Origin of the sequence: Bradyrhizobium sp. CB1717 (genome assembly GCF_029714325.1) — a bacterium.
Taxonomy (GTDB): Bacteria; Pseudomonadota; Alphaproteobacteria; order Rhizobiales; family Xanthobacteraceae; genus Bradyrhizobium.
The window spans coordinates 8,803,310-8,816,401 of record NZ_CP121666.1; the positions used below are offsets into that span (position 1 = coordinate 8,803,310).

Sequence of the window (13,092 nt, forward strand, 5' to 3'; positions counted from 1 at the left end):
TAGATTCCGCCAAGGCGATTGAAACGCGGTCAAGAAGATGCGCTGGCCGGGCGGTTCCGACAAGAGCGAGCGGCGCACGCGCGATCTTCGCCGCCATCGCCGGCGCCCAGCTCCTTGCGCGGAGCTCTCGGAGCTCTCGCTCTACGACGCCTTGATCGACAGCTACCGCGCGGCCGGTCTGCTGCCGGCATAACGGATGGTTCCCGCGGGCCGGGACGATGACACCGTGAGAGTGGCGGCACCGCAGGATTGCGTGCACCATGGCAGCCGATTCGAACGTCGTGGACGCCTGCGGCGCCCATCTTGGTGCCGCGGACGATTTCGGTATTGGGGGAGGACCTCATGCGTAAGCCCGAACGCAACTTCGGCTAGCGTTGGCCGAAATGCATCATCATGCGGCTTCTCACGATCCCGTTCTGGTCGCGTTGTCGATTCTGATCGCGGCCCTTGCCTCCTATACGGCGCTGGACCTGGCGACCCGAATGCGAGCTGCTTCGGGAAGGGCCCGCCGATCCTGGCTGGTCGCCGCGGCGATCGCCATGGGCGGCGGCATCTGGTCGATGCATTTCGTCGGCATGCTGGCCTTCAGCCTGCCTGGAATCGAGATCTCGTACGATCCATTCCTGACGCTGCTCTCACTTGTCATTCCGATCGTCATCGCCGCGGCCGCCTTTGCCGTTGTCGGACGGCGCCCGCAGGCGCTGCTCGCATCCGGCTTCGCGATGGGACTTGGCATCTCCGGCATGCACTATACCGGCATGGCCGCGATGCGGATGGCGGCCCTCCTCCAATACGATCCCCGATGGGTCGTGCTCTCGATCCTGATCGCGATCAGCGCCTCGATCGTGGCGCTCTGGCTCGCCTTTCGCAACACCAACGCGGTCCAGCGGCTGTTCGCCGGCCTGGTGATGGGCCTTGCGATCTCCGGCATGCACTACGCCGCGATGGAAGGCGCCATGTTCCTGCCGACGAGCGCCATGGCACGACCGGCAGGACATCTCGGCGTCGGTCAGGCGCCGCTCGCGTTCCTGCTCGCCGGCATCACCATCGTGATCCTGAGCATCGGCATCGCGGCTGCCGTCTATGACAGGGCATCGGCGGAGCGCGCCCAACGCGAGGCCGCCGCACTGAGGCGCAGCGAGGAACGCTTCCGGCTGCTCGTCGAAGGTATCGCGGACCACGCGATCTTCATGCTCGATCCGGACGGGCGCGTGGGCAACTGGAATCTCGGCGCGCGCCGGCTGATGGGCTATGGCGACGACATCGTCGGGACGAGCTACACCATTTTTCACACCGAGGAAGATTGCGTGGCCGGGGCGCCCGCGCGCGCGCTCGTTGAAGCCGAGCGGGAGGGGAAGTCCGCCATCGAAGGCTGGCGGGTGCGCAAGGACAGCAGCCGCTTCTGGGCGGAGGCAACGATCGTCGCGGTCCGGAACGAAAGCGGCGCGATCGCCGGCTTTGCGAAGATCGTGCGCGACGTCAGCGAACGGAGACGGGCGCAGGAAGCGCTGGATCGCGCGCGCGAAGCCCTCATGATGTCGCAGAAGATGGAGACCATCGGCCAGCTCACCGGCGGCGTGGCCCACGACTTCAACAACCTGCTCGCGGCCGTTCTCGGCAGCCTCGAGCTTCTGAAGAAGCGCCTGCCGACGGACGATCCGAAGATCCTGCGCCTGGTGGAGAACGCGATGCAAGGCGCGGTGCGCGGCGCCTCCCTGACCCAGCGCATGCTCGCTTTCGCGCGCAAGCAGGATCTCAGGCCGGCGGTCGTCGACGTCCGCGAGTTGGTGCGCGGCATGGCGTCATTGCTGAAATTCGAGGCCGGAATTGCTGTCGAGACGCGGTTCCCGATGCACCTGCCGAAGGTGAAGGTCGACGCGAACCAGCTCGAACTGGCGATCCTCAACCTGGCGGTCAACGCGCGCGATGCGATGCCGGACGGCGGCCAGATCACCATCGCCGCGCGCGAGGAGCAGGGCGAAGGCGGCCTTTCGTGCGGCGGCTATGTCGCGCTCTCGGTGAGCGACACGGGCTGCGGCATGAGCGACGAGATACTCAAGCACGCCCAGGAGCCGTTCTTCACGACCAAGGGCGTCGGCAAAGGCACCGGGCTCGGCCTGTCGATGGTCCACGGACTTGCCGAGCAGTCCGGCGGCAGGCTCGTCTTGAAGAGCCGCCCCGGAGAGGGCACGACGGCCGACATCTGGCTGCCGATCGCCGCCGAGGAGACCGCGGTGCCGGACCTGCGCACGGCGGCTCCGGCAGCCGTAGCGCGGCCCAGCCGGCAGCTTTCCGTGCTCGTCGTCGACGACGACCTCCTGGTGCTCGAGAACACGGCAGCGATGCTGGAGGATCTCGGGCACATCGTGGTCGAGGCGCGTTCCGGCGACGAGGCACTGGCTTTGCTCCGCCGCACGCGCACCATCGACCTGGTCGTGACCGACTATGCCATGCCCGGCATGACCGGCCTGCAGCTTGCCGGCGCCATCGCTGCAGAGCGCCCGGAGACCGTCATCCTCCTCAGCACAGGATACGCGGACCTCCCGAGCGATACGCGATCCAGCCTGCCGCGCCTGGCAAAGCCGTTCGACCAGGCCGCACTTGCCAAGGCCATCGAGGCGGCGATGGGCGAGGAAGAGCCGGCCGGATCCGTCGTCGCGTTTCGGCCGAAGAGCGCTTGATCGCCTGATGATGAATGGCGCACCAACACACGGGCCGGCAGCGGCATGATCAGATCATGTTGCGGACTCCGGACCAGATGCGACGATCGGATTTGGCTTTCTGGCGAGGAGCACGATGATAGTTGCATCAACTTACATCACAGCCCAAACTTGCAGAAAATGAATTTGGATGCAGCCTCTTTGCGCAAGGGCGCCTATGACGTCCTGCCACGAGCTCCTACACAATTGAAACCCCTTGTGATTTTGCAAGTGCTCACGGCGCAGCGGTGTTCGCCGCCGACTTCGGCCCTACGCGCGCCTCATAACTCTGCGCGCCATGACGGCTGCGGAATGCTAGTATGGTCGAAGCCGCAGGACCGAAGATTTCACCGAGGCGATTGAAACGCGGTCAAGAAGATGCGCTCGAAGAGGCGCACTCCAAGAGCAATGCCCGACCGTCATTGCGGCTCGTCGGCTGGGAGATGGAGGACGCTATGGCTTGGCGTGACGACAAGGCCCGGGCAACTCTGATCCGCGAAGCAGCAGGAAGCGTGCAGCCGGGCAAGGCCCCCGGCAGCTTTGCCGAGCTTCTGTTCGCCTTCACCAATGTCGAGGATCTCGCCAGTCACGATGCCTCCTCGCTTGCCTTCCTGGCGGAGCAAGCCTGGGAGCATGTGCAGCGGCGCACGGCGGGGCGTGCCGATATCCGCGTCGTCAATCCGCTGATGCCGGACGGGCGCGAGATCTCCGTGCTCGAGATCCTCAACGACAACATGCCCTTCCTGTTCGATTCCACCATGGCGGAGCTCACCGAGCAGGGCATCGAAGTCACTCTCGTCGCTCACCCCATCATTGCGGTGGAGCGCGATGACCAGGGCAAGCTCCTGCGTTTCTACGGCGAGGCACTGCCGGAAGGGGCAAAGGGCGCGCGAGAGAGCCTGATTCACCTCCACATCACCCGCCTGGACGCCGACGCGGACCGCGAGAGGCTGATCGACGGCCTCACCAGGACGTTGAGCGACGTGCGCGCCTGCGTCGCGGACTGGCGCGCCATGCGCGACCGCGTCGAGGACGCGGTCAAGACGTTCTCGTCCAATCCGCCGCCGCTGCCGATCGACGAGGTCGCCGAGGCCAACCAGTTCCTGCAATGGCTGTGCGCGGACAATTTCACCTTTCTCGGCGTGCGCGAATATCGCTTCTCGCCCGGCCGCGATGCGTCGGACGACATCACGACCGCCGAGGGCCTCGGTATCCTCCGCGATCCCGATGTGAAGGTCCTGCGCCGCGGCAGCGAAATGGTGGTGATGACGCCGGAGATTCGCGAGTTCATGCGCGAGCCGACCCTGCTCATCGTCATCAAGGCCAATGTGAGCAGCCGCGTTCATCGCCGCATCCGGATGGATTATGTCGGCATCAAGCTCTATACGCCCGACGGCCGGCTCGAGGGTGAATTGCGAGTCGTCGGCCTGTTCACCTCGGGTGCCTATACGCGCTCGGCACGACAGATCCCCTATGTTCGCCACAAGGTATCGCGCGTGCTCCAGCGCGCCGGCTTCGACCCGAACAGCCATTCCGGCAAGGCTCTCCAGCATATTCTCGAGGAATATCCGCGCGACGAACTATTCCAGATCGACGTCGATACCCTCTTCGATTTCGTCATGGAGATCCTGATCCTCTATGAGCGCCCCCGCGTCCGGGCGCTGGCGCGGGTCGACAAGTTCGATCGCTTCGTTTCCATCCTCGTTTTCATTCCGCGCGACAAATACGACACCGACGTGCGCATGCGCGTCGGCGCCTTCCTGTCGCAGAGCTACAAGGGGGCACTGTCGGCCTCCTACGTGTCCTTCCCCGAAGGAGCATTGGCGCGCGTCCACTACATCATCGGACGCTATGAAGGTAAGACTCCCGCCGTCGAGCGCGCCACGCTGGAAGCCGGGATCAGCGCCATTGCCGCGACCTGGGCCGACAAGCTGAAGGCCGCCCTGGCGGCGTCGACCGACGGCATGCGGGCGCGCATGCTCGCAAATCGCTACGCCCAGGCCTTCAGCGGCGGCTATACCGAGGCTTCCACGGCAGAACAGGCGGTCGCCGATATCGCCACTGTCGAGAAGCTCACGCCGGCCCGCCCGGTGACGATTTCGGTTCACCGCTTCGAGGAGGATGATCCCAGGCGCTTCGGCCTCAGGGTGTTTTCGGATGCCGCGCCGCTGTCGCTGTCCTACCGCGTGCCGGTGATCGAAAATCACGGCCTGCGCGTGGTCAACGAACGCACCTATCAGATCGTGCCCGGCAACAGGCCCGAGCCGGTCTGGCTGCACGACATGACGATCGAGACCAGCGACGGCCAGCCGATCGAGATCAGCCGGGACTTCAGCCATCGCCTGGAGGCCTCGATCATGGCGGTGGTCACCGATCGCGCCGAATCCGACGGGTACAATGCCTTGATCCTGCGCACGGCCCTGGGCTGGCGGGAAATCTCGACCATCCGGGCGCTGTCGCGCTATCTGCACCAGATCCGCGCACCGTTCACCCAGGACTATATGTGGGAGACCTTGCGCAAGAACGCCGCGATCACGGCCAACCTCGTCGCGCTGTTCCAGGCCCGCCGCGATCCGCGCCTCGTCCTGACCGATCGCGAGCGTTCGGCGCGCGAAATAACTCTCCTTGCCGAGATCGAGGAGCAGCTCAAATCCGTCGCCTCGCTCGATGAAGACCGCATCCTGCGCCGTTTCACCAATCTGGTGCAGTCGACCATCCGCACCAATTGGTGGCAGATCGGCCCGGACGGACATCCGCGACCGGTGATCTCCTTCAAGTTCGACGCGCGCAAGATCGAGGATCTGCCCCCTCCCCGACCGCTCTACGAGATTTTCGTCTATTCACCGCGTGTCGAAGGCATTCACCTGCGCTTCGGAAAGGTTGCGCGCGGTGGCTTGCGCTGGTCCGATCGGCCGCAGGATTTCCGCACCGAGATCCTCGGCCTCGTGAAAGCGCAGCAAGTCAAGAACGCCGTGATCGTGCCGGTCGGCGCCAAGGGCGGCTTCGTGCCCAAGCGCCTGCCGCCGCCCTCCGATCGCGAGGCGTGGCTCGCGGAGGGTACCGAAGCCTATCGCATCTTCGTGCGCTCGCTGCTCGAACTCACCGACAATCTCGACGGCGACATTGTGGTGCCGCCCGACTTGACCGTGCGGCATGACGGCGACGATCCCTATCTGGTCGTCGCCGCCGACAAGGGCACCGCCACCTTCTCCGACGTCGCCAACGCGATCTCGGCCGAGAAGAACCATTGGCTCGGCGATGCCTTCGCCTCCGGCGGCAGCCAGGGCTACGACCACAAGAAGATGGGAATCACGGCGCGCGGCGCCTGGGAGGCGGTCAAGCGCCACTTCCGCGAGCTCGGCACCGACATTCAGACCACGCCTTTCACCGTGGTCGGCGTCGGCGACATGTCCGGCGACGTCTTCGGCAACGGCATGCTGCTCTCGCCGGCGACGAAGCTCGTTGCGGCGTTCGATCACCGCGACATTTTCATCGATCCCTCCCCCGACCCGGCGATCAGCTTCGCCGAGCGCAAACGCCTGTTCGACCTGCCGCGATCGAGCTGGCAGGACTACGACAAATCGCTGATCTCGCAGGGCGGCGGCGTGTTCTCGCGCGCGCTCAAGGCGATCCCGCTCGCGCCGGAAGTGCGCACCCTGCTCGATCTCGACAAGGAGCAGGCCACGCCCTTCGAGGTGATGACGGCGATCCTGAAAGCGCGCGCGGACCTGTTGTGGTTCGGCGGCATCGGCACCTATATCCGCTCCTCCTCGGAAAGCGACGATCAGGCCGGCGACCGCGCCAACGATCCGATCCGCATCACCGGGACCGACGTTCGCGCCAGGGTGATCGGCGAAGGTGCCAATCTCGGCGTCACCCAGCGCGGGCGCATCGAAGCTGCGCAGAAGGGCGTCAAGCTCAACACCGACGCGATCGACAATTCGGCCGGCGTGAATACGTCCGACCTCGAGGTCAACATCAAGATCGCATTGGCGCGCCCCGAGCGCGAGGGACGCCTCAGCCCGGCTGACCGCAACACCCTGCTTGCCGCGATGACCGGCGAAGTCGGCACGCTGGTCCTGCGCAACAACTATCTGCAGACGCTGGCGCTCTCGCTCGCCGAACGCAAGGGCATGGCCGAGACCGGCTTCCTCACCCGCCTGATGCAGTCGCTCGAGCAACGCAGCCTGCTCAGCCGCGCCGTCGAATTCCTGCCTGACGACGCCGCGATCGCCGACCGCACACGACGCGGCCAAGCCCTGACACGGCCCGAGCTTGCCGTGTTGCTCGCCTATGCCAAGCTGACACTCTACAGCGACCTGCTCGAAACCGGCGTGCCTGATGATCCCTATCTCGCCCGCAGACTGTCCCTGTATTTTCCGCGCGAGGTTCCCGACAAATTCCCGGCCGCGGTCGAGCTCCATCGCCTCCGACGCGAGATCATCGCGACCAGTCTCGTCAATGCCGTGATCAACCGCGGGGGCCCGGCCTGCATCGTGCGCCTGACCGACGAGACCGACGCCGATATCTCGACCATCGTCATGGCCCAGGTGGCGGTGGACGCGATCTACGAGCTCAGGCGGCTCAATGACGGGATCGACGCGCTCGACACCCTCATCGACGGACAGTTGCAGCTCGGCCTCTACGCGGCGATTCAGGATCTCCTGCTCTCCCGCATGGTCTGGTACGTGCGCAATGTCGATTTCAAGGACGGTCTCAGTGCAGTGATCGCCCGGTTTGGTCCTGCCGTCCGCGAGGTCGCAGCCTCGCTCGACAACGCCCTGCCACCGGACCTGCAGGCCGCGCGCAGCAAGCGCCGGCAGGACCTGATCGATGCCGGCGTCCCGACCGGCCTCGCCGGCGACCTGGCCGACCTCGACGCCCTGGTCTCGGCGCCCGATATCGTGACGGTCGCCGAGCGCACCAGCCGCAGCATCGGCGATGCCGCCGCGACGTTCTTTGCCGCCGAGGCCAATTTCCGTCTCGACCGCATCACCGCCGCTGCGCGCAACGTGCCGGCAAGCGATCATTTCGAGCGCCTCGCCATCGACCGCGCCGTCGACCTGATCGCGGCTGCCGAAAGACGCCTGGCCGCAGATATGCTGACCATCGGCCAATCCGGTCAGCAGGCGGCGGAGACCTGGCTTGCAGCTCATCCCGAGGCGACGCGCATCCGCCGTACCGTCGAGGAGATTGCCGCCGGCGGCCTGACGCTCGCCAAGCTGATGGTGGCGGCGAACCTGCTGGGGGACCTGGTCAAAGCCTGAGGGCGTGCGAGCAGCGATGCGAGACGTGCAATGAGGACGGAGGAATCCAATGATCCACGCCACTTGCCATACCGCCGACAATGTCCGCTGCATCGAGTTCGATGCCACGCCGTGGTTCAGCGAGGCTGATGCTCCGAGCATCATCGATTTGGCCCAGCGAGGATGGACCAGCACGGCGATTGCGGAGTCCCTCGAGCGCCGACGAGGATACGAAGGCTTGCACGACCTCGTCGAGTATGCGGCGAAGCGACTGCAATTGGAATCCCTGGAGGATCCAACCTGGGAAACCTTCGCGTGCGTCGTCGATGGACCCGAGGCCGTCGCCTGGCTCAAGCAGAACCGGCCCAACGTCGCGGCAGGGATCCCGTAAGCCAAGGGAAGCGCAGCAAAGGCCACAATTGACTGGCGGCATCGCAAGCGAAGCGGAAATGGCGCGCCCGGAACGATTGGAAATTGCGGTCGCCGCTCTGCAGCCCGGCGACTGCGATAATATTGGTTGCAGCCATCGTCATAACCAGGAGAAATGCGGGCAGCTTTACGTCCCTTTTCTATTTCTGCTGACGCGCCCTCCAATTCGACTCCACCTTTTGCCTCCAGCAATATCCAGCTATTTGCGTGGTTTTAACGTGAAGCGGGACCACAAATGACCGATCAGCGACAGGACTATGGCGGCCAAAATGGCCGGGAGCCAAATCGACGTGGTTATGACGAACAAGGAAATGATGATCACACGTCCAAATACCGATTCGCTGACCGGATTCTTAAGACCCGCGAAATAGGCGTAGATGATAAAAATGGTGGCCGGCACCATCCACGCGGCGAAGAGCACCAGTAACAGGTCAATAAGTTGGCTGGCATAATAGGACATGAGCGCACCTCCTGACAGCGCTGGTGCGAAATGCTGTCACCGCTGCGAGAGCTACGGCGATTGTCGAGGAAAATCCGTCTTTGTTCGCGTTCGCGGGCATCTGCCTGCTCGGCGCCGCCGTCCCGGGCCGGTGCCCAAACTCATGTGAAGCCCGCCTTGGATTCGTCTGCGCCGGGATCTCTCAACGCGCACTCGCTGAGACGGCTCGGGCAAGGGCTCGTCCAATGCAATCATAACCATCGGCGGTGTTGTGTAACCCGTCCCATGTTACAAGCGCGCTTTGCGCGACTCCGGCGCTGATCGAATTTCGCATCAACGCAAAACGAGAGAACAACCCGACCCGTTCCTGCTTCGCGACATCCGCGATGATGGCCTCCATCGTTGAATAGCTGGCGGAAGCGAGCACCTGCGGCGCATACTGCAGATCCATCAGCACAACATCGGCAGACCCCGCCTTAAGTGCCCTGACCCCTTCAAGAACGCTCCTCTTGAGGCCTTCGTCTGGCCGCCCCCCCCAAGCGACGTCATTGGTGCCCAATTGCCAGATAACAAGATCAGGCGCGTGCGCGAATACGTCACGTTCGAAACGCGCGACGTTGTTCGGGATCGTGTCGCCGACTCGACCGCTGTTGATGACCTCGATCGCGGCGTTCGATCTAAGTCTCGACAGTTCTCGGCGCATCACCTCCGGATATGTGGCCGCGGACCTAAGCACCCAGAGTCCCACCGTCGACGATGATCCAATCGCCACAATCTTTAGCGGCTCACCAGATTTCAAACGCGACGCCGTGCGGGGCAATTGCGCCCCCAGCGAGGCGTTGAAATTTGCTGAAAGACATTTCTCGGCAGAGGATATCTCATCCTGCGCTTGAGAGGGTGCCGTGCCGGACAATCCGACAATCATGGCAGCACCGATCGACACTATTGTTCGAGCGGCTCGGATTACGTGCATGGCCATAAATCGACACATATTCCCCAATAACTGGTCGATTCTGTCTTGACAACCCTTGGCGTCAAACGTTCTGTCGTCTGATTACAGGTCGATTGACGCGCGGGCAGCAACACGATGAATCCGCGGATTGTCGCGGGTAAGGACCATGTCCGGAAAACCTGTAGCGAAGCGATTAGTGTTCCATATCGGCGGCTATGATCCAATCACGTCGCATGTTGACGCGCAGCGACGCTTTGTGCGCGAAATTGCCAGGTTCCAGCGTACATGGTCAGTGAAAGCGACCGTTGACGGTTTGCATGATACCGCCGATGAGATTCGATGGAATGTAACGACAACCGGCCCCGATTGGCTGGTCGAAACCGATTACCGCCTGGTCCGATGGCACGACGTAATTGAGACCTTCGGGGATCGAAGCAATGGCTCACGCATCTCCGTCGGCATTCTTACGCTTCTGGATTTCGTTTTGGCCGGAACTCTTTGGCGTTACCTGCAGATCAATTGGCGTTACGCACTTTTTTTTCTCTATCCATTCGTCATGTTCGGACTGCTCATGGCGGCCGCCATCTTGATTGGCTTGCTTGCGTTCAAAATCACCGGATCAATTCCCGTTGCTGCTGCTGGCGGCCTCTTCGGAGTCGCAGCCGTCTTGGCGGGTCCGTGGCGCTGGCTGCACCTGGGCGACCTGTTCGACGATTGGATTTTTTCTCGTGAGTATATTCGATTCGGCAATTCGGAAATCGAGCAAAGGCTAGAGAGGGTGGCCACCGAGCTCGTGGCTGCGGCCAGCAATTCCGCCGCAGACGAAATTTTGGTCATTGGGCACAGTCTTGGCGCCGTACTTGCGGTTGATCTACTTGACCGCGCCTTGAAGCAGGACCCTGACCCCGGTCGGAACCAAATTCCCGTCACGTTCTTGAGCGTTGGATCATCCATACTCAAGGTCGGCCTGCACCCGAAGGCCACGCGCTTTCGCGCGACGATGGAACGCGTCGCCAAGTCGCGCGCGATCTTCTGGGGCGACTATCAGGCCCTCGTCGACCCGCTGAACTTTTACAAAAGCCGGCCGATGGCCGAAATGGGCTTGTCGACGGAAAACGAAGCGACCGTCAGGGTCGTGAGATTCAGCCGCATGCTCGACGACCATATTTATCGACGCATCAGGCTCAATTTCTTCCGCTTGCACGGCCAGTTCGTCAGTGGAAATGATAAGCGAGCATCGTACGATTACTTCATGCTCACATGCGGACCTATTTCGGCCAAATTGCAGACGCTTGCCCCGGATGGCGCCGTGCCGATGATTGCTGACGACGGAGGACTAATTGCGAGCGCGCCCCTGTCGGAAGGCGAACTGCCAAGTCGTCCGGGCGCGGCAGCCTAATTCAAATGACGCCCACCATTTCGAAAATCATTTTCGTGGCATTGGCGATCGGCTGGTACCTCATACGCTATAAGTACGCGCGGCGCTCCCGCCGTGCGAGGATTGTGCAGAGCGCTCGCGGCCCCCTGGAAACCGCGCTCCTGCTCATATCTCTTTCGGGCCTTGGACTTGTTCCGCTCGTCTACGTCGCGACGGGAATACCTCATTTCGCAGATCACAGCTTCTATCCCTCGCTGGCTTGGCTGGGGTCTCTCGTTGCGATTGCGGCTTTGAGCGTGTTTCACCTGACTCACCGTGCACTCGGCCGGAACTGGTCGATAAGTCTCGACGTGCGCGAGAACCATGAACTCGTGACCGAAGGGATTTACCGGAAAGTTCGACACCCGATGTATTCCGCATTTTGGCTGTGGGCTATCGCCCAGGCATTGCTGCTGCCTAATTGGATTGCCGGTTTCGCGGGCCTCGCCGGCTTCGGGATTTTGTTCTTTGGCCGCGTCGCGAGAGAAGAGCGAATGATGCTGCAGACGTTTGGCGACAGCTATCGCGAGTACATGGCGCGGACCGATCGGGTCTTCCCGTGGATACTCTGAAGGGGCCCCGACACTCTTGTGAGACCACGGAACCGACATGGAACCGGATACCTCAATTTTTGCGTGCCATTTCCGCAACATACGACAAAAAAGGACTATCGGGGATGCTGAAGCCTCGGTCTGGTCATTGCCGTTCTGACTCGCCTCTGGTTATTTCTATGCGTGTCAGGTGAATTCCAAGCTACTCCAATCATGTGGGGACAAGATGTTGAAATTCGCAATCCTCGGTATCGCTTCTTTGGCGTTCGTTGGGACCGCAGTTGCTGCGGACCTGCCGCGGCCTCAGCCGGTTGCTGCTGCCCCGGCGCCGGTTGGCAAATACCCGGTCGGCAAATACCCTGTCGGTAAGAGCCCGGTGGGCAAATACCCGGTGGCGTCCCCGGTGGTGACCAAAGGTTGATCTGACTGTCCAGGCGAACGCCGATGGGGATTCGCCTGGGGTAGGTACATACCTTTGCATCGGATCTTTGATCCAAGAGGATTCGAAGATGGTGGGACTGATTCGGAAATATCCGGGTCTGGAGCTCTTTGCGAAGGCCGCCATACTGGCGGCCTTCGTGGGCTTGGGGGCCGGGATCAGTAGCGCACAACCACTGACGGCGCGTCCTGATCAGCAGCAGCGGGACCCTCTGCTCAATTCGGCGACGAGGCATGCGGGGAGCATGGCTGCTGTCACGGGTGCCGCGCCGGCCACGTCAGACGTGAAGCCAGCAGTTGTGAAGCCAGCTCGAAGAGCTGCCACGACAGGTCCCTACTACGTTGATTTTCGTGCCCGCACGGCAGCAACGTACGGTCATGCATTCATCTGGTACGGAAAGACGAGCGAAAAGCAGGTCGAGGTCGCTGGCCTAGCTCCGGCCGGCGACGAAGTGCCGTACATCTTGGGACACATCATATTTGTCCCCTCTGAGACGGGCGCGAGCTATGGTGATCTTGACGAGCAATATCTGACGGCCAGCTATCGCGTCTACTTGAATGAGGCCGATGCCAAGAGGGTGTTCGCTTATATAAAGCGCCAGCAGGAAACTTCGCCGCTATGGAATGCGGCAACGACGAACTGCACTGCTTTCATCGGACGCATAGCGACTTTCATGGGCCTCAACGCTCCGTTTCATTTGCTGAAGCCTGAGGAATACGTAAACCGACTCAGAGAGCTGAACGGGGGACGGAAAACGGTGCAGCTCGAACCCGCGCGAGGCTAGGGCCCTCAGTATTGAGCTCATCCAGCTTCCTTGATCAGCGATTTGCACGAATTTGGCGAGCGTCGTCATCCCGAGAATGTGCAGCGCGGTGTTACCGTCCAAGGCGGCCAAACAACCGTCGATCAGTCGGGGGATT

The 13,092-nt window shown here is 62.5% G+C and carries 8 protein-coding genes and 1 pseudogene; 7 read left to right on the top strand and 2 right to left on the bottom strand.

Annotated features, from left to right (window positions below; genetic code table 11):
* Positions 1-74 precede the first annotated feature (74 nt).
* From QA649_RS43035 to QA649_RS40975, 4 genes and pseudogenes are all read left to right on the top strand, one after another.
* A pseudogene (locus QA649_RS43035) lies at positions 75-193 on the top strand (TetR/AcrR family transcriptional regulator); the annotation flags it as partial.
* A 190-nt stretch (positions 194-383) separates the two neighbouring features.
* On the top strand, positions 384-2,681 hold the full coding sequence (locus QA649_RS40965) for an MHYT domain-containing protein (protein ID WP_283022114.1): 2,298 nt from the start codon (positions 384-386) through the stop codon (positions 2,679-2,681).
* 461 nt (positions 2,682-3,142) lie between these two features.
* On the top strand, positions 3,143-7,966 hold the full coding sequence (locus QA649_RS40970; protein ID WP_283026212.1) for an NAD-glutamate dehydrogenase: 4,824 nt from the start codon (positions 3,143-3,145) through the stop codon (positions 7,964-7,966).
* A gap of 49 nt (positions 7,967-8,015) precedes the next feature.
* On the top strand, positions 8,016-8,336 hold the full coding sequence (locus tag QA649_RS40975) for a hypothetical protein (RefSeq protein ID WP_283022115.1): 321 nt from the start codon (positions 8,016-8,018) through the stop codon (positions 8,334-8,336).
* A gap of 237 nt (positions 8,337-8,573) precedes the next feature.
* On the opposite strand, the gene QA649_RS40980 is transcribed toward QA649_RS40975, so the two are convergent.
* Together QA649_RS40980 and QA649_RS40985 are read right to left on the bottom strand one after the other, a co-directional pair.
* Entirely contained in the window at positions 8,574-8,834 is a 261-nt protein-coding gene (locus QA649_RS40980) for a hypothetical protein (RefSeq protein WP_283022116.1), read from the bottom strand.
* 181 nt (positions 8,835-9,015) lie between these two features.
* Positions 9,016-9,738, bottom strand: a complete 723-nt coding sequence (locus tag QA649_RS40985) for an SGNH/GDSL hydrolase family protein (RefSeq protein ID WP_283022117.1) — start codon at positions 9,736-9,738, stop codon at positions 9,016-9,018.
* A gap of 193 nt (positions 9,739-9,931) precedes the next feature.
* Between QA649_RS40985 and QA649_RS40990 the strand changes: the two genes are divergently transcribed.
* The 3 genes from QA649_RS40990 to QA649_RS41005 all read left to right on the top strand — a co-directional run bounded on the left by QA649_RS40990 (position 9,932) and on the right by QA649_RS41005 (position 12,956).
* A complete protein-coding gene (locus QA649_RS40990) occupies positions 9,932-11,164 on the top strand; it encodes a hypothetical protein (RefSeq protein ID WP_283022118.1) in 1,233 nt (410 codons plus the stop codon).
* 5 nt (positions 11,165-11,169) lie between these two features.
* A complete protein-coding gene (locus QA649_RS40995; RefSeq protein ID WP_283022119.1) occupies positions 11,170-11,754 on the top strand; it encodes a protein-S-isoprenylcysteine O-methyltransferase in 585 nt (194 codons plus the stop codon).
* 491 nt (positions 11,755-12,245) lie between these two features.
* Positions 12,246-12,956: a hypothetical protein gene (locus tag QA649_RS41005; protein WP_283026213.1), complete on the top strand. Its 711-nt coding sequence runs from the start codon at positions 12,246-12,248 to the stop codon at positions 12,954-12,956.
* The last annotated feature ends 136 nt before the right edge of the window (positions 12,957-13,092 follow it).

Excerpts from the sequence above, each read along its gene's own strand:
- QA649_RS40965 (WP_283022114.1), top strand. The coding sequence starts at position 384 with ATGCATCATCATGCGGCTTCTCACGATCCCGTTCTGGTCGCGTTGTCG.
- QA649_RS40970 (WP_283026212.1), top strand. The coding sequence starts at position 3,143 with ATGGAGGACGCTATGGCTTGGCGTGACGACAAGGCCCGGGCAACTCTG.
- QA649_RS40975 (WP_283022115.1), top strand. The coding sequence starts at position 8,016 with ATGATCCACGCCACTTGCCATACCGCCGACAATGTCCGCTGCATCGAG.
- QA649_RS40980 (WP_283022116.1), bottom strand. The coding sequence starts at position 8,834 with ATGTCCTATTATGCCAGCCAACTTATTGACCTGTTACTGGTGCTCTTC.
- QA649_RS40985 (WP_283022117.1), bottom strand. The coding sequence starts at position 9,738 with ATGATTGTCGGATTGTCCGGCACGGCACCCTCTCAAGCGCAGGATGAG.
- QA649_RS40990 (WP_283022118.1), top strand. The coding sequence starts at position 9,932 with ATGTCCGGAAAACCTGTAGCGAAGCGATTAGTGTTCCATATCGGCGGC.
- QA649_RS40995 (WP_283022119.1), top strand. The coding sequence starts at position 11,170 with ATGACGCCCACCATTTCGAAAATCATTTTCGTGGCATTGGCGATCGGC.